The organism is Saccharothrix luteola, assembly GCF_020859565.1.
Classification (GTDB): Bacteria; Actinomycetota; Actinomycetes; order Mycobacteriales; family Pseudonocardiaceae; genus Actinosynnema; species Actinosynnema luteola.
This window is the reverse complement of the sequence record NZ_JAJHUO010000005.1, coordinates 307,211-329,122: the sequence shown is the minus strand read 5'-3', so window position 1 is coordinate 329,122 and position 21,912 is coordinate 307,211. Positions and strand designations below refer to the sequence as shown.

The 21,912-nt window shown below is 69.3% G+C and carries 20 protein-coding genes and 1 tRNA gene; 2 read left to right on the top strand and 19 right to left on the bottom strand.

The window, feature by feature from the left end; translation table 11 throughout:
• Positions 1-51 precede the first annotated feature (51 nt).
• From rpoB to rplJ, 14 genes are all read right to left on the bottom strand, one after another.
• Positions 52-3,534, bottom strand: coding sequence for a DNA-directed RNA polymerase subunit beta (gene rpoB, locus LNK82_RS09025; RefSeq protein ID WP_230566477.1), 3,483 nt, complete (start codon positions 3,532-3,534; stop codon positions 52-54).
• Between the two features lie 469 nt (positions 3,535-4,003).
• Positions 4,004-5,038, bottom strand: a complete 1,035-nt coding sequence (locus LNK82_RS09020; RefSeq protein WP_230566476.1) for a hypothetical protein — start codon at positions 5,036-5,038, stop codon at positions 4,004-4,006.
• A 9-nt stretch (positions 5,039-5,047) separates the two neighbouring features.
• The gene (locus LNK82_RS09015) at positions 5,048-5,560 is read right to left on the bottom strand and encodes an Rv1363c family protein (protein WP_230566475.1); all 513 of its coding nucleotides are present in this window, start codon (positions 5,558-5,560) and stop codon (positions 5,048-5,050) included.
• Positions 5,561-5,572: 12 nt separating this feature from the next.
• Positions 5,573-6,808, bottom strand: a complete 1,236-nt coding sequence (locus LNK82_RS09010) for an MCE family protein (RefSeq protein WP_230566474.1) — start codon at positions 6,806-6,808, stop codon at positions 5,573-5,575.
• Positions 6,805-7,962 carry an MCE family protein gene (locus tag LNK82_RS09005; RefSeq protein WP_230566473.1) on the bottom strand — a complete coding sequence of 386 codons (1,158 nt, stop codon included), beginning with the start codon at positions 7,960-7,962 and terminating at the stop codon, positions 6,805-6,807. The genes LNK82_RS09010 and LNK82_RS09005 overlap by 4 nt, the downstream gene beginning before the upstream one ends.
• A complete protein-coding gene (locus tag LNK82_RS09000; protein WP_230566472.1) occupies positions 7,959-9,128 on the bottom strand; it encodes an MCE family protein in 1,170 nt (389 codons plus the stop codon). Before LNK82_RS09000 ends, LNK82_RS09005 begins: the two co-directional genes overlap by 4 nt.
• 1 nt (position 9,129) lies before the next feature.
• Positions 9,130-10,140, bottom strand: coding sequence for an MCE family protein (locus LNK82_RS08995; RefSeq protein WP_230566471.1), 1,011 nt, complete (start codon positions 10,138-10,140; stop codon positions 9,130-9,132).
• Positions 10,137-11,165, bottom strand: a complete 1,029-nt coding sequence (locus tag LNK82_RS08990; RefSeq protein ID WP_230566470.1) for an MCE family protein — start codon at positions 11,163-11,165, stop codon at positions 10,137-10,139. The genes LNK82_RS08995 and LNK82_RS08990 overlap by 4 nt, the downstream gene beginning before the upstream one ends.
• Complete coding sequence (locus tag LNK82_RS08985; RefSeq protein WP_230566469.1) at positions 11,162-12,490, bottom strand: MCE family protein; 1,329 nt, start codon at positions 12,488-12,490, stop codon at positions 11,162-11,164. The genes LNK82_RS08990 and LNK82_RS08985 overlap by 4 nt, the downstream gene beginning before the upstream one ends.
• Before the next feature lie 34 nt (positions 12,491-12,524).
• Positions 12,525-13,364, bottom strand: coding sequence for an MlaE family ABC transporter permease (locus tag LNK82_RS08980; protein WP_230566468.1), 840 nt, complete (start codon positions 13,362-13,364; stop codon positions 12,525-12,527).
• A gap of 1 nt (position 13,365) precedes the next feature.
• A complete protein-coding gene (locus LNK82_RS08975) occupies positions 13,366-14,097 on the bottom strand; it encodes an MlaE family ABC transporter permease (RefSeq protein WP_230566541.1) in 732 nt (243 codons plus the stop codon).
• A gap of 50 nt (positions 14,098-14,147) precedes the next feature.
• Entirely contained in the window at positions 14,148-15,236 is a 1,089-nt protein-coding gene (locus LNK82_RS08970) for an ABC transporter ATP-binding protein (protein WP_230566467.1), read from the bottom strand.
• Positions 15,237-15,504: 268 nt separating this feature from the next.
• Positions 15,505-15,891: a 50S ribosomal protein L7/L12 gene (gene rplL, locus LNK82_RS08965; protein ID WP_230566466.1), complete on the bottom strand. Its 387-nt coding sequence runs from the start codon at positions 15,889-15,891 to the stop codon at positions 15,505-15,507.
• A gap of 61 nt (positions 15,892-15,952) precedes the next feature.
• Positions 15,953-16,510 carry a 50S ribosomal protein L10 gene (gene rplJ / locus LNK82_RS08960; protein WP_230566465.1) on the bottom strand — a complete coding sequence of 186 codons (558 nt, stop codon included), beginning with the start codon at positions 16,508-16,510 and terminating at the stop codon, positions 15,953-15,955.
• A gap of 261 nt (positions 16,511-16,771) precedes the next feature.
• Here rplJ and LNK82_RS08955 point away from each other — a divergent pair, with 261 nt between their 5' ends.
• Positions 16,772-17,542 (top strand): hypothetical protein, encoded by a 771-nt coding sequence (locus LNK82_RS08955; RefSeq protein WP_230566544.1) that lies wholly within the window; start codon positions 16,772-16,774, stop codon positions 17,540-17,542.
• 63 nt (positions 17,543-17,605) lie between these two features.
• Here LNK82_RS08955 and rplA read toward each other — a convergent pair whose 3' ends face one another.
• From rplA to LNK82_RS08930, 5 genes are all read right to left on the bottom strand, one after another.
• Positions 17,606-18,322: a 50S ribosomal protein L1 gene (gene rplA, locus LNK82_RS08950; RefSeq protein ID WP_230566464.1), complete on the bottom strand. Its 717-nt coding sequence runs from the start codon at positions 18,320-18,322 to the stop codon at positions 17,606-17,608.
• Positions 18,323-18,398: 76 nt separating this feature from the next.
• Positions 18,399-18,833, bottom strand: coding sequence for a 50S ribosomal protein L11 (gene rplK, locus LNK82_RS08945; RefSeq protein WP_106616850.1), 435 nt, complete (start codon positions 18,831-18,833; stop codon positions 18,399-18,401).
• A gap of 98 nt (positions 18,834-18,931) precedes the next feature.
• Positions 18,932-19,813 (bottom strand): transcription termination/antitermination protein NusG, encoded by an 882-nt coding sequence (gene nusG, locus LNK82_RS08940; protein ID WP_230566463.1) that lies wholly within the window; start codon positions 19,811-19,813, stop codon positions 18,932-18,934.
• 65 nt (positions 19,814-19,878) lie between these two features.
• Positions 19,879-20,283, bottom strand: a complete 405-nt coding sequence (gene secE, locus LNK82_RS08935) for a preprotein translocase subunit SecE (RefSeq protein WP_230566462.1) — start codon at positions 20,281-20,283, stop codon at positions 19,879-19,881.
• 31 nt (positions 20,284-20,314) lie between these two features.
• Positions 20,315-20,387, bottom strand: a tRNA-Trp gene (locus tag LNK82_RS08930).
• 187 nt (positions 20,388-20,574) lie between these two features.
• On the opposite strand from LNK82_RS08930, the gene LNK82_RS08925 reads away from it, so the two are divergent.
• Entirely contained in the window at positions 20,575-21,816 is a 1,242-nt protein-coding gene (locus tag LNK82_RS08925; protein WP_230566461.1) for a pyridoxal phosphate-dependent aminotransferase, read from the top strand.
• Positions 21,817-21,912: the final 96 nt, after the last annotated feature.

Here is a 21,912-nt window from a genome sequence, read left to right as displayed (position 1 = left end):
TGGTCACCCCGGGGGGACGCGGGAGGCATCCCCCCGGGTGACCGGCGAGCGTCAGTTGACGACGTCGTCCACGGACGGCGACTCGGTCCTCGACAGGTTGATGCCGAGGTTGGCCGCAGCGCGTTCGAGGTCTTCGTCGTCGCCGTCGCGCATCTCGATCGCGGCGCCGTCCGAGGACAGCACCTCGACGTTGAGGCACAGCGACTGGAGCTCCTTGAGCAGCACCTTGAAGGACTCCGGGATACCCGGCTCCGGGATGTTCTCGCCCTTGACGATGGCCTCGTAGACCTTCACGCGGCCGAGCACGTCGTCGGACTTGATCGTGAGCAGTTCCTGGAGCGTGTACGCGGCGCCGTACGCCTGCATCGCCCAGCACTCCATCTCACCGAACCGCTGACCACCGAACTGCGCCTTACCACCCAGCGGCTGCTGCGTGATCATCGAGTACGGGCCGGTCGAGCGGGCGTGGATCTTGTCGTCGACCAGGTGCAGCAGCTTCAGGATGTACATGTAGCCGACGGACACCGGGAAGGGGTACGGCTCGCCGCTGCGCCCGTCGAGGAGCACCGCCTTGCCGTTCTCCTTGACCATCCGCTCGCCGTCGCGGTTCGGGATCGTCGAGCCGAGCAGGCCCGTGATCTCGTCCTCCTTGGCGCCGTCGAAGACGGGCGTGGCGGTCTTGGTGCCGGGCTCGACGTCGTACAGCTCCGCCGGCAGGTTCTTCGCCCAGTCCGGGTCGCCGTTGATGCTCCAGCCCTGCTTGGCGATCCACCCGAGGTGGGTCTCCAACACCTGGCCGATGTTCATACGACGCGGCACGCCGTGCGTGTTCAGCACGATGTCGACCGGGGTGCCGTCCTCGAGGAACGGCATGTCCTCGACCGGGAGGATCTTGCCGATGACGCCCTTGTTGCCGTGGCGGCCGGCGAGCTTGTCACCGTCCTGGATCTTGCGCTTCTGGGCCACGTAGACGCGGACCAGCTCGTTCACGCCGGGGGGCAGCTCGTCGTCGTCCTCGCGGCTGAACACGCGGATGCCGATGACCTTGCCGTACTCGCCGTGCGGCACCTTCAGCGACGTGTCGCGCACCTCGCGCGCCTTCTCGCCGAAGATCGCGCGGAGCAGGCGCTCCTCCGGGGTCAGCTCGGTCTCGCCCTTGGGCGTGACCTTGCCGACCAGGATGTCGCCGGGCTGGACCTCGGCGCCGATGCGGATGATGCCGCGCTCGTCGAGGTCGGCCAGGACCTCCTCGGAGACGTTCGGGATGTCCCGGGTGATCTCCTCGGCGCCCAGCTTGGTGTCCCGCGCGTCGATCTCGTGCTCCTCGATGTGGATCGAGGTCAGGACGTCGTCCTGCACGAGGCGCTGCGACAGGATGATCGCGTCCTCGTAGTTGTGGCCCTCCCACGGCATGATCGCGACGAGCAGGTTCTTGCCCAGCGCCATCTCGCCGTTCTCGGTGCACGGGCCGTCGGCCAGCACCTGGCCCTCGTGCACCCGGTCGCCCTCGTTCACGATGGGCTTCTGGTTGATGCACGTGCCCTGGTTGGACCGGCGGAACTTGTGCAGGCCGTAGGTCTGCCGCGAGCCGTCGTCGGCCATGACCGTGACGTAGTCGGCGGAGATCTCCTCGACCACACCGGTCTTCTTGGCCACCACGACGTCACCGGCGTCGACCGCGGCGCGCAGCTCCATGCCCGTGCCGACCAGCGGCGACTCGCTGCGCAGCAGCGGCACCGCCTGGCGCTGCATGTTCGCGCCCATCAGGGCGCGGTTCGCGTCGTCGTGCTCGAGGAACGGGATCATCGCGGTCGCGGCCGACACCATCTGCCGCGGCGAGACGTCCATGTAGTCCACGTCGGCCGGGTCGATCTGCTCGACCTCGCCGCCCTTCTTGCGGACCAGGACCTTGTCCTCGAGGAAGTTGCCCTCGTCGTCGATCTTGGCGTTCGCCTGCGCCTTGACGTAGCGGTCCTCTTCGTCGGCCGTCAGGTAGTCGATCTGGTCGGTGACCCGGCCGTCGACGACCTTGCGGTACGGCGTCTCGATGAAGCCGAACGGGTTGACCCGCCCGTAGGAGGACAGCGAGCCGATCAGGCCGATGTTCGGGCCTTCCGGCGTCTCGATCGGGCACATGCGGCCGTAGTGCGACGGGTGGACGTCGCGGACCTCCATGCCGGCGCGCTCACGGGACAGACCACCCGGGCCCAGCGCCGACAGGCGGCGCTTGTGGGTCAGGCCCGCGAGCGGGTTCGTCTGGTCCATGAACTGCGACAGCTGGGACGTGCCGAAGAACTCCTTGATCGCCGCCACCACCGGGCGGATGTTGATCAGGGTCTGCGGCGTGATGGCCTCGACGTCCTGGGTCGTCATGCGCTCGCGGACGACGCGCTCCATGCGGGAGAGGCCGACCCGGATCTGGTTCTGGATCAGCTCGCCGACGGTGCGCAGGCGGCGGTTGCCGAAGTGGTCGATGTCGTCGACCTCGACGGGCACCTCGGTGTCGCCGGGCTGCATCGACGTCTCACCAGCGTGCAGGCGGACCAGGTACTCGATCGTCGTGACGATGTCGTCCTCGGTCAGCACGCCCGTGGAGATCGGCGTGGCCAGGCCCAGCTTCTTGTTGATCTTGTACCGGCCGACCTTCGCCAGGTCGTAGCGCTTGTCCTTGAAGAACAGGTTCTCCAGCAGCGCCTGCGCGGACTCCTTCGTCGGCGGCTCGCCCGGACGCAGCTTGCGGTAGATGTCGAGCAACGCCTCGTCGGTACCCGCGGTGTGGTCCTTCTCCAGCGTCGTCAGCAGCGTCTCGCTGAACGAGAAGCGCTCGCGGATCTGCTCGGTGGTCCAACCCAGCGCCTTCAGCAGCACGGTCACCGGCTGGCGGCGCTTGCGGTCGATGCGGACACCGACGGTGTCGCGCTTGTCCACGTCGAACTCCAGCCAGGCACCCCGGGACGGGATGATCTTGACGCTGAAGACGTCCTTGTCGGTCGTCTTGTCGATCGCGGTGTCGTAGTAGACACCCGGCGAGCGGACGAGCTGGGAAACCACGACCCGCTCGGTGCCGTTGATGATGAACGTGCCCTTGTCGGTCATCATCGGGAAGTCACCCATGAACACCGTCTGGCTCTTGATCTCGCCAGTGGTGTGGTTGGTGAACTCCGCCGTGACGAACAACGGGGCGGCGTACGTCATGTCCTTGTCCTTGCACTCCTCGGTCGAGGCCTTGACCTCGTCGAAGCGCGGGTCGGAGAAGGAGAGCGACATCGAGCCGGAGAAGTCCTCGATCGGGGAGATCTCGTTCAAGACCTCCTCGAGGCCGCCCGTCGGCGCCTCGTCACCTTCGTCGACGCGGCGCTGGAACCACGCCTCGTCGCCGGTGAGCCATTCGAACGACTGGATCTGCAGGTCGAGCAGGTTGGGCGTCTGAAGCGGTTCGTGGATCTTCGCGAAAGAGACTCGCTTCGGCGCTCCGGGAATCCCCGACGTGGAGTTGGTCGCAGCAGTGGCCTTGGTCGCGCGAGAGATCGCCAAGATGCGTCCTTCCAGGGACAGGTAGCTGGCCAGTCAGCGGAACTGGCACGGCTGTCAAGGGTGCGGCGATGCCCGGCAATCCAGCTCTCGGCGAAGGGCAAACGGAAAGAGGGCAGCGCAAAGGAGCAGTCTAGCCACGCGCGCGGCAACTGTCGAGAGGCACCTGGAAGGACCTTTCTCGTGCTCACCGACAGAGTGACCCCGCCGACGCCCACAGTCAAGATGCCACGCGGCGATCACTCCACTGGCGCAAGGCGCGATAACGCGGAGTTACCGCTGTGACCTGCGAAAATACATGGACGTGAGCAACCATGACCTTTACCGGGCGTTCAGACCCCGAAGGAAGACCGTGGCGATTTCGTTCGGTCACCGGCGAACAAATGTGACCCAGATCACGTTGTGTTGAGGCATGAAATCGGGTCCGCAGTCCTGAGTGGACGTCCGGCGAGGCCGTCCGGCCGCCGCCCGGTCAGCACTTGGCGGTTTCGGCCGCCTGGTCGCCGCTCTGGCCGAACATCTCCATGCTGTCGACCCTCCACCGGCCGTCGACCTTCTGCGCGCCGACCCGCATCATCGCGATGCCGCCGCCGCTCTGGTTGTCGGTCGTGCGGGTGGTGACCTGGTCGAGGAACAGCAGCACGGTGGCGCGGTCGCCGTCGAGCGAGGTCACGCCGCTGGACACGGCCTTCACGGTGACCACGAGCTTCTGCTCGGGCGCGAGCGTGCGCACCGGGCCGAAGATCGCGTTGTACTGGCACTTGGCCTTGCCGACGAGCAGCTCGTTGGCGGCCTCCTCGGTGGCCGACACGTCCGCGTAGTTGTAGGAGAACGCCTTCTCGACCGCCTCGCGCGCCTGGCCGGCGACCTCGGTCGTGCCCGCGCTGTCCACCAGGGCCTGGTTGTAGCGGACCTCGCCTGCCCGGTCCTGGAACCACAGGCCGAGGCCGACCAGGAGCGCGGCCAGCACGACCAGGGCGATCGGCAGCACCCGGCCGGACCCGCCGAGGCGGGTCGAGCGGTCCGCGGGCTCGTTGTGCCGGGCGGCCCAGGCGTCGGCTTCGGACTTCGAGGGCTCCGCGCCGGGCTCGGTCAGGACGCTGGGCGCGACGGCCTCGCCGGTGCGCCTGCGGCGGCCGGTGGGGCGTGGGCGCGGCGCGGGCTCGGCGGTCCCGTTCCCGGTGTCCTCGTCGTCCTCGTCGTCCTCGCGGGGCTCGATCAGGCCCGTGACCTCGGCCGGGCGCATGATGTCGCGGTCGGAGGGCAGGGTGTCGGCGCGGTCCGCGGTCGGCTCGGCGGCGGTCGGTTCGGCGGCGGTCGGTTCGGCGCCCTCACGCCCGGGGCGCGTGTCCGCGGCCGGCGCCGTCCCGGCGTCGACGCCGTTCACCGGGGCGTCGGTCCCGGGCGCGGCGCCCGGCTCGGGGCGTTTGCGCAGGCCGGCGACGCGGGGCCGGGTGGTCGGCGTGGTCGGGACCGGGCGGCGGCGGGACGGTGGCACTGACGTCATCTCCTCGGTTCACGCGCCGCCGGCCGCGACCGGCCCCAGCGCGCTGAGCTTCCAACCGGCGTCGGTGCGGGCCAGGTCCGTCTGGTACCGGTTGACCTTCTTCACCGCCTGCCCGCCCTCCGGCGTCACCGTGGTCTCCACGACCGCGATGAGGTGCGCCTTCCCGGCCCGTGCGTCGAGCTCGGTGACGGCCGCGTCCAGCACCCGGCTCACGGTCACCGTCTTGGCGTCCTCGATCTGCTTCTTGCGGTCGGCCCGGCCGTCCTCGATCTCGGAGCGCAGCTCGCCGGTGGACGAGTCCAGCCACCGGTCCAGGTCCTCGTCCACCTTCTTGTAGTCGAGGGTGGTGAAGTTCGCGATCCCGACCTGCCCGACCCGCAGCACCTCTTCCCGCTCGCGCGAGAACGCCACCGAGTCGCTGGACGACGCGCTCCACCACGACACCCCGGCCCACACCGCGTAGCCGGCGGCCAGGACCGCGAGCACCGCCGCGACCGGCAGCGCAAAACGTCGAACGTCCATCCGTCCCTCTCCTCAGCCCGGCAGACCGAGCAACTGCCCCAGGCTGGTCAGCAGCGGCGCCTCGGCGGCGGTCTCGCCGGTGGTCGGTTCCCGGCCGGGCTGCGACGTCTCGTCACCGGTCGGCGTCGTGACCGGGACCCCACCGTAAGGCGCGTTCTGGGCGCCCCGCACCCCGGTGGCGCTGCCGCGGGCCAACGCGCAGTAGGCCTGCGTGTTGAACTCGGCCGGGGTGGTGTCGGTGCCCTGCCGGATCGTGGTGCTGTCGTAGCCGACCGTGCACGGCGGCGGGTCGAACACGTTCAGGGCGAGCCCGAAGTGCGCGCCCGTGCTGTCGCCCTTGGCCACCGTGAAGCCGCCGCCGACGATGATCGGGTAGGTGACGGCGATCTGCTCCAGCCCGTCCAGCCTCGTGACCAGGATGTTCCCCGTGGTCAGCAGGTTGGCCAGCACGACGCCGAGGTTGGGCCCGGTCTCCCGCAGCAGCGCCGACACCTGCTCGGCGGCCTGCGGGGAGATGCCGATGAGCCGCCGGAGGTCGCCGTCGGAGTTCTTCAGCTGCTCGGCGAGCGACCGCAGGTCCGCCGAGAACGACTTGATCGCGCCGCCCTGCGCGGCCTGCGTGTTCAGCACGACCAACCCGCTGTCGATCAACGCCTTGGTCTGCGGCAGGTGCTCCGTCGCCGCCTGGGTGAACACCTTCGTGTTGTCCAGCAGCACCTGGAGGTCCGGCCCGGTGCCGTTGAACGCCAGGTCCAGCTCGTCCACCACGGTCCGCAGCGACTCGGTCGGCACCGATTTGGCGAACGCGTCGAGGTTGGTCAGCAGGGTGTCCACCGGCGGCGGCGTCCTGGTGGCCGACCGCGGGATGACCGACCCGTCCGCCAGGTACGGCCCGTCGTCGCCGCGGGGGCGCAGGTCGACGTACTGCTCGCCCACCGCGGACCGGTTGGCGACCACGGCCTCCAGGTCGGACGGGATCGACGGCGCGCTCGGGTCGATGTCGAGGTCGATCTCCAACCCGTCCGCGGTCAGCCGCATCTGCCCCACCCGGCCGACGGCAACGCCGCGGTAGGTCACCTCGGCGTTGGTGAACACGCCGCCGGACTCGGCGACCTGCATCGTCACCACGTACCCGGACGCGCCGAACACGCGGCCGAGCCCGACGTACCGCGCGCCGACGTAGCTCACGCCGACCAGCGCGATCAGCACGAACGCGCCGATCTGGAGCTTGGTCCGACCGGGGATCACCGCCCACCTCCGAGCAGTCCGCCGAGCAGGTCGCCGAGCCCCGACTGGCCGGGCACGCCGGGCAGCGGGAGGTTCGGCAGGGGCAGCGGCAGGGACGGCGCGTTGCCGTCGACGCCCGGCAGCCCGGGCAGGCTCGGCAGCGGCGACTGCCGCGACCGGCCCAGGTTGTCCACGATCGTGCCCAGGTTCAGGTCGATGTCGGCGTACAGGTTCGTGTAGTCGCCCTTGATGGCGTCCACCGCCGAGTCCGGGAACGGGTAGGTGAGCAGCAGCTCGAAGGCGTTGGGCAGGTTCGTGCCCGACTCGACCAGCTTCTGCAGCGTCGGCGTCAACGCCTTCAAGTCGGCCACGAGGTCGTCCTTGGACTTGTTCACCGTGTCCACCGCGACGTCGGACAGCGCGTCCAGCGACTGCAGCAGCGTGACCAGCTGGGTGCGCTGCTCGCTGAGCACCTTCAGGCCCGGCTCCAAACCGTCCAGCACGCCGGTGATCTGGTCGCGCTGGGCGTTGAGCGTGCCGCCGAGCCGGTTGAGGCCGTCCAACGCGCGGGTGATCTCGCCCTTGTGCGCGTCGAGGTCCCCGACCAGCTTGTTCAGGTTGTCCAGCAGCGACCTGATCTGCGGCTCGTTGCCCTCCAGGGCGGCGTTCAGCTCGCGGCTGATGTCCTGGAGCTGGGCGATGCCACCGCCGTTGAGCAGCATCGACAGCGCGCCGAAGACCTCTTCGACCTCGGGGTTGCGGTTGGTCCGCTCGACCGGGATGACGGAGCCGCCGGTCAGGGTGCCCTCCTCGCGGCCCTCGGCGGGACCGGCCAGCTCGACGTACTTCTCGCCGAGCAGCGCGGACTGGCGCAGCCGGGCGACCGCGTTGCCCGGCAGCTTCACGTCGCCGTTGACCAGCACGGTCACCTCGGCGGTCCAGCCGTCCGCGCCGAGGTCGATCCGGTCGACCCGGCCGACCGGCACGTCGTTGACCTTCACACCGGCCTGCGGCACCAGGTCGAGCACGTCCTTGAACCGGACCTTCACCTCGTACGGCCGGTCGCCGACGTCCGCGCCGCCGGGCAGCGGCATGTTGTACACGCCGTCGAAGCCACCCGAGCCGCAGCCGGTCAGCACCAGCGCGCTCGCCACGAGCACCGCGAACCGCCTCACCGGGGCACCCCCGCGAGCGGCAGGGGCAGCGGCAGCTTGCCCTGGGCGAGGTCGGTCGCGATCTCCTGGGGCGTCTTCAACGGCACGGCGCCGCTGAGCAGCGGCTCCAGCCCGCGGCACGTCTCGGCGAGCACGCCCGGCACCCGGCCCGGCTCGACGCCCTGGACGAGCTTGCAGATCAGCACGATCGGCGGCTGGCTCAGCTCGTTCAGGTCGGCCCTGGTGTCGAGCGTGCCGGAGGCCGCGTTGTAGGCGTTCTGCAGGTTGTTCAGCGCCAGCGGCCCGACGTCCAGCGCCTCAGCCAGCGACGCGCGCTGGTCGACCAGGATCTGGGTGATGCCGGCGAGCTTGTCGACGTTCGACTTGAGCACGGCCCGGTTGTCCTGGATGAAGCCCTGCACCTGGCCGAGCGCGGTGGCCAGCTCGGTGAGCGCGGCGCCCAGGTTCTCCCGCTCGTCGGCGAGGAAACCGGCGACCTCGGCCAGCTGCCGGTTGAAGTCGCGCACCTGGCTGTCGTTCGCGGCCAGCATCCCGGTGAACTTCTGCAGGTTGTCCACGGTGCCGAACAGGTCGTCCTTCGAGCCGGACAACGTGCGGGTGGCGTCACCGAGCTGCTTGACGGTGTCGCCGAGCGCCTGCCCGTTGCCCTGGAGGTTGTTCGCGGCCGAGTCGAGCAGCTCCGACAGCGCGCCGTCCTTGTTGGCCCCGTTCGGGCCGAGCGCGGTGGTCAGCTTGTCCAGGCTCGCGTACAGCTCGTCCAGCTCGACGGGGGTGGCCGTGCGCTCGCGCGGGATGGTCGCGTTCTCGCCCATCACGTCGCCGCCGGTGTAGGCGGGCGCGAGCTGCACGTACCGGTCGCTGACCACGCTGGGCGCGACCACGACCGCCTGCGCGCCCGCGGGCACCTTGACCGCGCGGTCGAGCGACATCACCACCTTGACCAGCGCGCCCTGCGGCTCGACCTCCTCGATCGTGCCGACGCGCACGCCGAGCACCCGCACGTCCGAGCCCGGGTAGACGCCGACGGCCGCGCCGAACAGCGCGGTCACCCGGCGGCTGTCCGCGCCCGCGAACACCCACCACATCGCCACCGCGGCCACGATCGCGAGCACGCACGCGATCGCCACCGCGCGGACCAGGTCGCGGCCCGTCCTCGTGGTCGCCACGTCAGTTCCCCCTCTGCACGCCGGGAGGGAGGCAGCCCTCTTCGTTGAAGCCGACCACGCCGAGGTTCACCGACGGCGGCAGCAGGCCGCAGATGTAGACGTCGAACCAGCGGCCGTTGCCCAGGGTGTTGGCGAAGACCCGGAAGAACGGGCCCATCAGCGCCAGGCTGCGGTCGAGCGAGTCCTGGTTGCGCTGCAACATCGTGGTCACCCGCTCCAGCTGCTCCAGCGCCGGCCGCAGCTGCGCGGAGTTGTCGGCGACCAGGCCGGACAGCTCCTTGGACAGCTCGCGGGTGCCCCTGAGCAGCGCCCCGATCGCGTCCCGCCGCTTGCGCAGCTCCTCCAGCAGCAGGTTGCCGTCCGCGAGCAGCTTCTCGAACTGCTCGTTGCGGTCGGACAGGGTCTTGGTGATCTCGTTGGTGTTGGCCAGCAGCTGGGCCAGCTGCTCGTCGCGCGAGGAGATCGTCTTCGACAGCGCCGACAGGCCGTCCAACGCGCCGCGCACGCTCTCCGCCGAGCCCTGGAACGTCTCCGAGAGCACCTGGAAGCTGTCCGCGAGCTGCTGGGTGTCGATCTGGCCGACCGTGGACGCCAGGCCGTTGAACGCCTCCTGCACGTCGTACGGCGACAGCGTGCGCTCGCGCGGGATCGGCTCGCCCGGGTCCAGCGGCTGCGAGCCCTGCGGGTCGAGCGCCAGGAACTTCTGCCCGAGCAGCGTCTTGATCCGGATCACCGCGGTCGTGCGGTCGCCGACCCAGGCGTCCTTCACCCGGAACGACACCTTCACCTTGTCGCCGTCCAGCTCGACCTTGGTCACCTTGCCGACCTTGACCCCGGCCACCCGCACCTCGTTCGACGGGATCAGGCCCGCGGCCTCGGTGAACTCGGCGGAGTACGTGGTGCCGCCGCCGATGATCGGCAGGTCGTCGGAGTTGAAGGCGGCGAGCAGCAGGAGGGCGATCACGGTGAGGCTCACCACGCCGACCGTCACCGGGTTGCGCTGGGGCTTCATCGGCGGCACCTCGGCTGCGTGACCGGCAGGGCCGTGATCGGGATCGGGTCGTTGATGATCGGCGGCACGGCGACCTGCCCGGTGCCCTCGCACAGGAAGAAGTTGAACCAGGACCCGTAGGACGCGGTCCGCGACATCGCCTCGATCTTGGTCGGCAGGCGCCGGATCACGCTCTCCACGATCGCCTCGTTGTCCGCCAGTGTCTTCGACACCAGGCCGAGGTTGGCGATGTCGTCCTTCAACGGCTGCCGGGACTGGTTGAGCAGGTCGGCCGTCGTCGTGGTGAGCTCGCCCATCGCGCTGATCGCGTCACCGATCGGCTGGCGGTCGCCCGCCAGGCCCGTCGTCAGCTCCTGCAACGTCGTGACCAGCGTCGACACCTGCTCGGTCCGCGAGTTCACGGTGTCGAGCACGGCGTTGAGGTTGGTGATCACCTCGCCGATCACCTGGTCGCGGCCCGCCAGCGTGGACGTCAGCGACGCGGTGTGGCGCAGCAGGCTGTCGATCGTGCCGCCCTCGCCCTGGAGCACCTGGATGATCTCGCTGGACAGCTGGTTCACGTCCTCCGGGTTCAGCGCCTGGAACAGCGGCTTGAAGCCGTTGAACAGGACGGTCAGGTCCAGCGCCGGCTTCGTGCGCTCCAACGGGATCACGTCGCCGGGCTCCAGCGCGGACGCGTCGCCGACGCCGTGCTCCAGCGAGATGTACCGCTGGCCGACGAGGTTGCGGTACTTGATCGTCGCGGTGACCGAGGCGGGCAGCGTGCGGTCGCCCTCCAGCGAGAACTCCACCTCCGCCAGCCGCCGGTCGACCACCCGGATCTCGTCGACCTGGCCGACCCGGACGCCCGCGATGCGGATGTCGTCGCCCTCGTTGAGCGCGGTGACGTCGGTGAACCGGGCGGTGTAGCCGGTGGCGCCGTTGAAGTTGACGTTCGAGATGGTCACCGCGAGCAGCGTGGTCGCCAGGATCGTGATCACGGCGAACACGGCGAGCTTGATCAGCGGCGCGGCCAGGGACCTCATGCCGTCACCTCCGCGCCCCGGTACAGGGGTCCGAGCAGCAGCGCGGTGAAGCTCGGCATCTCGCGCTTCTCCATCCCGAACTGCGGCGCGAGCAGCGCGGCCAGGAAGTCCTGCTCCTCCGGCGAGTTCGCCAGCGACGGCACGCCGCCGAACGACGACACGACCGTGCCGTCCTCCCGGATGGTCCCGGTGTTCGGCGGCAGCACGCCGTCGGTGGCCGAACGCGCGGCAGGCGGCGACGACGAGCCGTCCTTGACCGGGCCCTCCGGCGGGTACTGCGGGAACGGGTCCGGCCGCGGCACGATGTCGTAGCAGCGCGGGCCGCGCTTGTCGGCGTACTCCGGGTCGTCCTTGCCCGGCTCGTACTTGCCGCGGTTGGCGGTGATCTCCAGCGTGATGTGCAGGCCGGGCTCGTCCGTGCCCTTGCCGAACACCTGGTCCATGATCGGTCTGAACTCCGACAGGCCCTTGAGCAGGCACGGGTACTCGGGCGAGTACTTGGCCAGCAGCTCCAACGTCGGCCTGCTGACGTCGGCCAGCTGGATGAGGTTGTTCTTGTTCACGGCGAGGAAGCTGTTCAGGTCGAGCGACGTGGTGGTCAGCGTGCCGTACAGGGCGAGCAGGTTGTCGCGCTGCTCGACCAGCGTGCGGCTGGTGGTGGTGGCGTCCGACAGCGCCTGCACCAGGTCGGGCGCGGCGTCGGCGTAGACGTTCGAGACGTCGGCGAGGCGGCTGATGCCGTCCTTGAGCTTGGGCAGCTGCGGGTTGAACTCGCCCAGGTAGGCGTCGAGCTGCACGAGCGTCTCGCCCAGGGGCTTGCCCCGGTTCTCCAGCGCCTGCGACATCGCGGTCAGCGTGGTGGCGAGCTTCTCCGGCTGCACGGCCTGGAGCACCGGCATCAGGTCGTCGAGCACGCGTTCCAGCTCGATGGCGCTGCTGGAGCGGTCCTGCTCGATGACGGCGCCGTCGGTGAGCGGGTCCTCGCGCTCGTCGGGCAGCACGAGGTGCACGTACCGCTCGCCGAACAGGGTCTTCGGCAGCAGGCGCGCGGAGACGTTGGCGGGGATGTGCCTGACCTGCTCCGGTTCGAGCGCCAGTTCGAGCTCGGCGCCGTCACCGGAGGTCCGGATGTCCTTCACCTGGCCGACGATCATGCCGCGGACCTTGACGTCGGAGTCGACGAGCAGCTGGTTGCCGACCCGGTCGGTCTTCAGCGTCACCTTCACGACCTCGGTGAACGCGTCGTTGTACATCGCCACCGTGACGGAGAGGAAGAGGGCGATGACCGCGATGAACACGACACCCAGGAGTCGCCGCTTCAGCATGTCGCCGCCTCCGCTGAGAAGAACACGTCGGCGGTCATCCCGCGATCCTCACCGTCGTCGTGGTGCCCCAGATCGCCATGCTCAGGAAGAAGTCGAGCAGGCTCGTCGTGACGATCGCCGTGCGCACCGCGCGGCCCACCGCGACGCCCACGCCTGCCGGGCCGCCGCTGGCGCGGTAGCCGTAGTAGCAGTGCGTCAGGATGATCACCACGGCGAAGACGAGCACCTTGCCGAACGACCAGAGCACGTCCACCGGTGGTAGGAACAGGTTGAAGTAGTGGTCGTACGTGCCCGCCGACTGCCCGTAGAACTCGACCGTGATGAACCTGGCCGCCAGGTACGAGGTGAGCAGGCCGATCACGTACAGCGGGATGATCGCGATGAAGCCCGCGATGATCCGCGTGGTGACCAGGTACGGCAGGCTGGGGATGCCCATGACCTCCAGCGCGTCGATCTCCTCGGAGATCCGCATCGCGCCCAGCTGCGCGGTGAAGCCGGAGCCGACGGTCGCGCTCAGCGCCAGGCCCGCGACCAGCGGCGCGATCTCGCGGGTGTTGAAGTACGCGGACACGAAGCCCGCGAACGCCGACGTGCCGATCTGGTTCAGCGCGGTGAAGCCCTGCAGGCCGACGACCGTGCCGGTGAACACCGACAGGCCCACCATCACGCCGATTGTGCCGCCGATGACGGCCAGCGCGCCCGAGCCGAAGCTCACCTCGGCCAGCAGCCGCAGCGTCTCGCGCAGGTAGCGGGTCAGCGTGCGCGGCGTCCAGCACAGGGCTCGGACGTAGAACCACAGCTGGTCGCCGAACGTGTCCAGCACGGACAGCGGCGCGTTCGCCACCTTGCGGAACCGGTCGTTGATCGCGGCCACCTCAGCTCCCCTTCGCCGGGACGACCTGGAGGTAGATCGTGGTCAGCACGAAGTTCACGAAGAACAGCAGCAGGAACGTGATGACCACGGCCTGGTTGACCGCGTCGCCGACGCCCTTCGGCCCGCCCGCCGGGTTCAGGCCCCGGTAGGCGGCCACGATGCCCGCGATGAACCCGAAGATCAGGGCCTTGATCTCGGAGATCCACAGGTCCGGCAGCTGCGCCAAGGCGCTGAAGCTCGCCAGGTACGCGCCGGGCGTGCCGTCCTGCAGGATCACGTTGAAGAAGTAGCCGCCCATCACGCCGACCACGCTGACCATGCCGTTGAGCAGGACGGACACCAGCATCGCGGCCAGCACGCGCGGCACGACCAGGCGGTGGATCGGCGAGACGCCGAGCACCTCCATCGCGTCGATCTCCTCGCGGATCTTGCGCGAGCCGAGGTCGGCGCAGATCGCGCTGCCACCCGCGCCGGCGATGAGCAGGGCCGTCACGATCGGGCTCGCCTGCTGGATGATCGCCAGCACGCTCGCCGCGCCGGTGAACGACTGCGCGCCGATCTGCCTGGTCAGCGAGCCGATCTGCAACGCGATGACCGCGCCGAACGGGATCGACACCAGCGCCGTGGGCAGCACGGTCACGCTCACGACGAACCAGCACTGCTGGATGAACTCCCGCAGCTGGAACGGGCGGCGGAACGTGTTGCGCACGACGTCCACGCCCAGCGCGAACATCCGCCCCGTTTCGCGCAGCGCGCCGACGCCGGGGAACGTGGCCGGTGAGCTCACAGCACGCCCCCCTGGCGGGGCCACGGGCTCGGGGTGGTCGGGTCGACGGCGATCGGACCCGTCCGGTCGCCCGCGCCCGCCATCACCCGGTAGTGGCGCTGTTCCTCGGGCGTGAGGCTGGCGATGATGCTCTGCTGCGCCTCGGGCGGCAGCGTGTGCAGGATGGTCATCACCCGGTCCTTGCGCCGCCGCACCGCGCCACGCGGCGGCAGGCCGGGCGTCGGTTCCAGCTGCGGCACCACGCCGCGCACGTCCTCGTCGGGCGAGCCGTCCGAGTGACCCGCTTCGCGGTGCGCCAGCTCGGCGGCCATCGTCGCCTGGTCCTTCTCCTCCGACATGCCGATCGGGCCGATGCGGCGGCCGTTGAGGAACTGCTCGACCACCGGCTCGTCGCTGGTCAGCAGTACCTCGCGGGGACCGAACATGACCAGCTCGCGGCGGAACAGCATGCCGAGGTTGTCCGGGACCGTGCGGGCCACGGTGATGTTGTGCGTGACGATCAGGATCGTCGCGTCGATCTGCGAGTTCAGGTCGATGAGGAGCTGGCTGAGGTAGGCCGTGCGGACCGGGTCGAGGCCGGAGTCCGGCTCGTCGCACAGGATGATCTCGGGGTCCAGCACCAGGGCGCGGGCGAGGCCGGCGCGCTTGCGCATGCCACCGGAGATCTCGCCGGGGAGCTTCTTCTCCGCGCCGACGAGGCCGACCATCTCCATCTTCTCGAGCACGATCCGCCGGACCTCGGCCTCGGTCTTGCGGGTGTGCTCGCGCAGCGGGAAGGCGACGTTGTCGAAGAGGTTCATCGAGCCGAACAGCGCGCCGTCCTGGAAGAGGACGCCGAACAGCTTCCGGATCTCGTAGAGCTTGTGCTCGGAGCAGCGGACCAGGTCGACGCCGTTGATGACGATCTTGCCCTGTTCCGGTTTCAGCAGCCCGACCAGGGACTTCAGGAAGACCGACTTGCCCGTGCCCGACGGGCCGAGCATCACGCTGACCTCGCCCGGGGGGAGGGTGAGCGTGACGTCCCGCCAGATGGTCTGCTTGCCGAAGGACTTGGTCAGGCCCTCGACGACCACCTCGACGCCCATCGCACCTCCAGGTCAGCGGCCGGCTTCGCCAGACTCCGGACAGGCCGGCGTCATACCGGTGCAACGAGACCGCCCTGTCGTGGTTACTCACCAGTTGGGTTAATGCGGTCTCGGGTGGGTAACGGTGTGAGCAGGGTCATCCCCGCCACCCCTCCGACCCCAGATGGTGGGCCACTCCCGAGGACGTGGTCAAGATCGCCGGCCGCATACAGCACGAAGGCGGGCACCCGGTTCGGGTGCCCGCCTTCGCGGCAGCGGTAGCGCTAGATCACTTGAGCGAGATCTTGGCGCCGGCAGCCTCGAGCTTCTCCTTGGCGGCGTCGGCGACGTCCTTCGCCACGTTCTCCAGCAGCGGCTTCGGAGCGGACTCGACCAGCTCCTTGGCCTCCTTCAGGCCCAGGCCCGAGACGACCTCGCGGACGACCTTGATGACCTGGATCTTCTTGTCGCCGGCGCCCTCGAGGACGACGGTGAACTCGTCCTTCTCCTCGACCTCGGCGGCGGCCGGGCCGGCCGGGCCGGCAGCGGCAACGGCGACCGGAGCGGCGGCGGTGACCTCGAAGGTCTCCTCGAAGTCCTTCACGAACTTCGACAGCTCCAGGAGGGTCATCTCCTTGAACGCGTCGAGCAGCTCGTCGGTGCTGAGCTTCGCCATGGTGGCGGTCCTTTCTTTCAACGCCCGAACTGCGGCCGGGACGCGGAGTGTCTGGGTGTGATCAGCTTTCGGCCGGAGCGTCGGACTCGGCGGCGGCAGGCGCCTCCGCGGCCTTCTTCTCCTGGAGGGCAGCAGCCAGGCGAGCGACCTGGGAAGCGGGGGCCTGGAACAGACCCGCGGCCTTCGCCAGGTTGCCCTTCATCGCGCCCGCCAGCTTGGCGAGCAGCACCTCACGGGTCTCGAGGTCCGCGATCGCGGTGACCTCTTCGACCGAGAGGGGACGGCCATCCATGTAGCCGCCCTTGATGACCAGGGCCTTGTTGTCCTTCGCGAAGTCACGCAGGGCCTTGGCCGCGTCGACCGGTTCGCCTTCGACGAAGGCGATCGCGGTCGGGCCGACGAGCAGGGCCTCGAGGCCCTCGACGCCGGCGTCCTCAGCGGCACGCTTGACCAGCGTGTTCTTCGCAACGGTGTACGTGGTGCCCGCGCCGAGAGCGCGACGCAGCGTGGTGAGCTGCGCCATGGAGAGGCCGCGGTACTCGGTCACGACAGCGGCCGAGCTTCCACGGAACTTGTCCGTGAGCTCGGCGACGGCCGAAACCTTGCTGGGCTTCGCCATGATCGCCTCCTCTCTGGGCTGGTGACAGCCGGTCGAGTGCGATCAGGCCTGCGCAAAGCAAAAACGCCCCAGCGCAGCAGCACGGGGCGTGACGGGCGTGCGAGCACGCCTGGGTCTTCCTCGTTCTCCTGCGCGGGCCGCCCGCTTCGCGGGACCTTCGCTGCACGACCAAGTGCCGTGCACGACCAGCGGTCTTTGGTGAACCGTTGTCAACCCTAGCAGGGGAGCTGACGGCGGCCCAAATCGGTCATGATGTGACGCGTGACCGAAGAGCCGCCGAGGAACCCGCCGCCACCGGACATCGACCCGGAACAGCTCCGGCAGTTCCAGGAGTTCCAACGGTTCCAGGAGTTCCAGCGCTTCCAGCAGGCCCAGGGCGCCGCCCAGCCGAGCCTGCCCCCGGGCGCCACCCCACCACTCGGCCTCCCGCCCGGCGCCACCCCACCACCGGGAATCCCACCCGCTGCCCCACCACCACCGCCCGGCCCGAGACGCAAGCCGCTGTGGCAGATCCTGCTGCGCAGCAAACTCGTCCGCCGCCTGGTGTACCTGGTGGTCGTGCTGCTCGTCGCGTCGTACTTCTACGAGCAGTACTTCGGCGGCGACGACCCGGGCAGCGTGGCGGTCGACAGCGGTGGCGTCGAGAACAACGTCATCGCGCCGCCCAACCCGTACGGCAGCAACGGCACGATCGGCCAGTTCTACAAGCACGTCGGCACCGGTGACGGCGGTCGCGCGTGCGCGTACTTCAAGAGCGACGGTCCGCGGAAGGCGTTCGCCGAGGCGTTCGGCGAGGCCGACTGCCCGGCGGCGGTGACGAAGCTGAAGAGCCAGGTCACCGACGTGAGCAGCTACCGGCAGCTCGGATTCCCCCAGACGATGGTCACACCGCCCGAGTCCGGCTCGGTCGAGGTCAGCTCCTGCGCGCTGGAGGTGCGCAGCGGGCCGAAGCTGGGCAAGTTCGTGCTCACCAAGCAGACGAGCGGCGCGTGGGCGATCACCGGGTACGAGGCCGAGCCGACCTGCCCGTGACGACGCGAAGCGCCCCTCGGCGGGAGGCCGAGGGGCGCTTCGGGCGGTTCGGACGAGCCGTCCTCAGACGGTGACCTCGTCGGACAGCAGGTTGCGCGTCCGGTTCGGGTCGACCGGGATGCCCGGGCCCATCGTCGTCGAGACGGTGATCTTCTTCAGGTACCGGCCCTTGGCCGCGGACGGCTTGGCGCGCAGGATCTCGTCCAGCGCGGCGGCGTAGTTCTCGACCAGCTTCTCCGGGTCGAACGACACCTTGCCGATGACGACGTGCAGGTTGGCCTGCTTGTCGACGCGGAAGTTGATCTTACCGCCCTTGATCTCGGTCACGGCCTTGGTGACGTCGGGCGTCACGGTGCCGGTCTTCGGGTTCGGCATCAGGCCGCGCGGGCCCAGGATGCGGGCGATGCGACCGACCTTGGCCATCTGGTCGGGCGTGGCGATGGCGGCGTCGAAGTCGAGCCAACCGCCCTGGATGCGCTCGATCAGGTCCTCGGAGCCGACCGCGTCGGCGCCGGCGGCCTCGGCCTCGGCGGCCTTGTCACCGGTCGCGAAGACGATCACGCGGGCGGTCTTGCCCGTACCGTGCGGCAGGTTCACGGTGCCGCGGACCATCTGGTCGGCCTTGCGCGGGTCGACGCCGAGCCGGATGGCGACCTCGACGGTCGCGTCCAGCTTCACCTTGGAGGTCTCCTTGGCGAGCTTGGCTGCCTCCAGCGGCGAGTAGAGCCGCTCACGGTCAACCAGCTCAGCAGCGTTCTTGTACGCCTTGCTGCGCTTCATGCTTCTGTCCTTAAAGTGGATCAGTTGTGGTGACGAGCCAGCGCGCGGCTCTCCCACGAACTACGAAAGAGAAAGGTCAGCCTTCGACGGTGATGCCCATGGAGCGGGCGGTGCCGGCGATGATCTTCGCCGCCTGGTCCACGTCGTTGGCGTTGAGGTCGACCATCTTGTTCTGCGCGATCTCCCGCACCTGGTCCATGGTCACCTTGGCGACCTTGAGGCGGTGCGGCTCGCCCGAGCCCTTCTCCACACCGGCGGCCTTGAGCAGCAGCTTCGCGGCCGGCGGGGTCTTGAGCTTGAAGTCGAACGAGCGGTCTTCGTACACGGAGATCTCGACCGGCACCACGGTGCCGCGCTGCGACTCGGTCGCGGCGTTGTACTGCTTGCAGAACTCCATGATGTTGACGCCGTGCTGACCCAGCGCGGGACCAACGGGCGGCGCGGGGTTCGCGGCCCCGGCCTTGATCTGCAGCTTGATGATCGCTGCGAGCTTCTTCTTCTTGGGAGGCATCTCGGTTCCTTTATTGCGGTGTCCGCGCACGGCCCTGCCAGCCGCAGCGTGGCTGCCGGCTCCCCCTGTTCAGGGGAGCCGGAGTCTTGTTGTCCTGGTCAGATCTTGGAGACCTGGCTGAACGACAGCTCGACCGGGGTCTCGCGGCCGAAGATAGACACCAGGACCTTCAGCTTCTGGCCGTCCGCGTTGACCTCGCTGATCGTCGCGGGCAGCGTGGCGAACGGGCCGTCCATGACGGTGACCGACTCGCCGACCTCGAAGTCCACCTCGACGGTCGACTTCGTGGGCGCCGCGGCGCTCTTCTTGCCGGCCGCGGGCTTCTGCTCGACCTGGGGCAGCAGGAACTTCAGCACCTCGTCGATGGTCAGCGGCGACGGCTTGGAGGTCGCGCCGACGAAACCCGTCACGCCGGGCGTGTTGCGCACCGCGCTCCACGACGCGTCGTTGAGCTCCATCCGGACCAGGATGTAGCCGGGCAGCACCTTGCGCTGCACCTGCTTGCGCTGGCCGTTCTTGATCTCGGTGACTTCCTCGGTCGGCACCTCGACCTGGAAGATGTAGTCCTCCATGTCGAGGGTCTGGATGCGCGTCTCGAGGTTGGTCTTGACCTTGTTCTCGTAGCCCGCGTACGAGTGCACGACGTACCAGTCGCCGGGCGCGCGCCGCAGTGCTTCGCGCATCTCCTCGGCGGGGTCCGCGGGCTCGGCGTCGATGTCGACGACGGCGGACTCGACGTCGCCGCCCGACTCGACGTCGCCGCCCGACTCGACGTCGCCACCGGACTCGACGTCACCGCCCGACTCGACATCGCCACCGGACTCGACGTCACCGCCGGACTCGGCCTCGACGGGGGCGGACTCCTCGGTCTCCTCCGACGCCTCCGCCTGCTCGACGTCCTCGACGCCACCGTCGAAGTCCCGCTCGTCGGTCAGGTCGTTCAGCTCCTGGGCGTCAACGCCGCCGTTCTCGGAGGTCACTGTGGGTCTCGCTTCCTCTCATGCATCACATGTTCCGCCGCCACCCGGGGCGGCGAGTGATCGGCTCAGCCGAACACCCTGAACATGCCCCAGGCGAAGGCCGAATCCAGGCCGAACACCAACGCCACCATGAAGGCCACGAAGACCAACACGACTCCGGTGTAGGTGATCATCTGCTTGCGGGTCGGCCAGATGACCTTCCGCAGCTCGCTGACCACCTCGCGGATGTACCGGACGATGCGGGCGAAGAAACCGACCCGCTTCTCCGAATCCGCCCGCGAACGCGTGGGGCGGCCCTTCTTGGCCTCCTCGGCGTCGGAGTCGGCCTCGGCCGCCTTCTTCGCCTCCACGGAGTCCTTGCGGCCCGCCGGACGCGCGGAACCACGGCGCTCGCGCCGCGCTGCGGCGGTAACCGGCCGGGACGCGCCCTCGCGCTCTTCCGGCTGGTCCTGCTCGCGGCCCTCGCTCATGCCGTCCTCCGCTCACCATCGCGCTTCGACGCAGGGGCGACAGGACTTGAACCTGCAACCTGCGGTTTTGGAGACCGCTGCTCTGCCAGTTGAGCTACACCCCTTTGGCACCCGGAACCCCGGACACCCTGGCTGGAGACGTCCCGCACCCTCCTCACGTGGCCCGTGAGGCAGCGACTGGACGTTCCAAGACCGGAAGCATACGGCACCAAGTACCCCTCCTTCCAACTGGCCCGGTCAGAGGGGGTGCCGGGCGCTTACCCGGTTGTGCGATCTGCCACGATTGGCGGCATGGGCACGCCTGAGACGACCACCGGGACCAGTACCTCCGAGCACCCGCGGATCTCCAAGCGGATCGGCGGCATCGCCGAGTCCGCCACCCTCGCGGTCGACGCGAAGGCGAAGGCGCTCAAGGCCGCGGGTCGACCGGTGATCGGCTTCGGCGCGGGCGAACCGGACTTCCCGACCCCTGACGCCATCGTAGCCGCAGCTCAGGCCGCGTGCGCGGACCCGAAGAACCACCGCTACACGCCCGCCGCCGGCCTGCCCGAGCTGCGGGAAGCCGTAGCCGCGAAGACCAAGCGCGACTCGGGCTACGAGGTCACCGCCGCGCAGGTGCTGATCACCAACGGCGGCAAGCAGGCCGTCTACCAGGCGTTCGCCACGGTCGTCGACCCGGGCGACGAGGTCCTGCTGCCCGCGCCGTACTGGACCACCTACCCCGAGGCGATCACGCTGGCGGGTGGCGTCCCGGTGCAGGTCACGGCGGACGAGTCGACCGACTACCTGGTCACGGTGGAGCAGCTGGAGGCCGCGCGCACCCCGAAGACCAAGGTGCTGCTGCTGTGCTCGCCGTCCAACCCGACCGGCTCGGTCTACACCCGCGAGCAGATCACCGCGATCGGCGAGTGGGCGCTGGAGCACGGGCTGTGGGTGATCACCGACGAGATCTACGAGCACCTGGTGTACGACGGCGCCGAGTCGGTGTCGCTGCCGGTGGCCGTGCCCGCGATGGCCGACCGCACGATCGTGCTCAACGGCGTGGCGAAGACCTACGCGATGACGGGCTGGCGGGTCGGCTGGCTGATCGGCCCGACGGACGTGGTGAAGGCCGCCGCGAACCTCCAGTCCCACCTGACCTCGAACGTGGCGAACGTGTCGCAGCGGGCCGCGCTGGAGGCCGTGTCCGGGCCGCTGGACGCGGCGCACGAGATGCGCGAGGCGTTCGACCGCCGTCGGCGCACCATCGTCGACCTGCTCTCCGCGATCCCCGGCGTCGAGTGCCCGACCCCGAAGGGCGCGTTCTACGTGTACCCGTCGGTGAAGGCGTTGATCGGCAAGACGCTGCGCGGGGCCGAGATCACCGACACGGTGCAGCTCGCGGCGCTGATCCTGGAGCACGCCGAGGTGGCCGTGGTGCCCGGTGAGGCGTTCGGCACCCCCGGCTACCTGCGGTTGTCGTACGCGTTGGGCGACGACGACCTGAAGACCGGCGTGACGCGGATGGCCGAGCTGCTGGCCGAGGTCGAGTAGCACAGAGTTTCGACGCTCCGTCACGAAAGGCACCCCCGATCGGGGGTGCCTTTCGTCGTGTTGAGACTCATTCGCGTCACGGCGGGTAACTGTGAT

Bases quoted from the DNA above. Each gene is read 5' to 3' on its own strand.
- LNK82_RS08970 (WP_230566467.1), bottom strand. From the start codon at position 15,236: ATGGGCGTCGAGGTGGTCGTCGAGGGCCTGACCAAGTCCTTCGGCAAG.
- rplK (WP_106616850.1), bottom strand. From the start codon at position 18,833: ATGCCTCCCAAGAAGAAGAAGCTCGCAGCGATCATCAAGCTGCAGATC.
- secE (WP_230566462.1), bottom strand. From the start codon at position 20,283: ATGAGCGAGGGCCGCGAGCAGGACCAGCCGGAAGAGCGCGAGGGCGCG.
- rplL (WP_230566466.1), bottom strand. From the start codon at position 15,891: ATGGCGAAGCTCAGCACCGACGAGCTGCTCGACGCGTTCAAGGAGATG.
- LNK82_RS08925 (WP_230566461.1), top strand. From the start codon at position 20,575: ATGGGCACGCCTGAGACGACCACCGGGACCAGTACCTCCGAGCACCCG.
- LNK82_RS08975 (WP_230566541.1), bottom strand. From the start codon at position 14,097: ATGTTCGCGCTGGGCGTGGACGTCGTGCGCAACACGTTCCGCCGCCCG.
- rplA (WP_230566464.1), bottom strand. From the start codon at position 18,322: ATGAAGCGCAGCAAGGCGTACAAGAACGCTGCTGAGCTGGTTGACCGT.
- LNK82_RS08995 (WP_230566471.1), bottom strand. From the start codon at position 10,140: ATGAAGCCCCAGCGCAACCCGGTGACGGTCGGCGTGGTGAGCCTCACC.
- LNK82_RS08990 (WP_230566470.1), bottom strand. From the start codon at position 11,165: ATGAGGTCCCTGGCCGCGCCGCTGATCAAGCTCGCCGTGTTCGCCGTG.
- LNK82_RS08985 (WP_230566469.1), bottom strand. From the start codon at position 12,490: ATGCTGAAGCGGCGACTCCTGGGTGTCGTGTTCATCGCGGTCATCGCC.
- LNK82_RS09015 (WP_230566475.1), bottom strand. From the start codon at position 5,560: ATGGACGTTCGACGTTTTGCGCTGCCGGTCGCGGCGGTGCTCGCGGTC.
- LNK82_RS09020 (WP_230566476.1), bottom strand. From the start codon at position 5,038: ATGACGTCAGTGCCACCGTCCCGCCGCCGCCCGGTCCCGACCACGCCG.
- rplJ (WP_230566465.1), bottom strand. From the start codon at position 16,510: ATGGCGAAGCCCAGCAAGGTTTCGGCCGTCGCCGAGCTCACGGACAAG.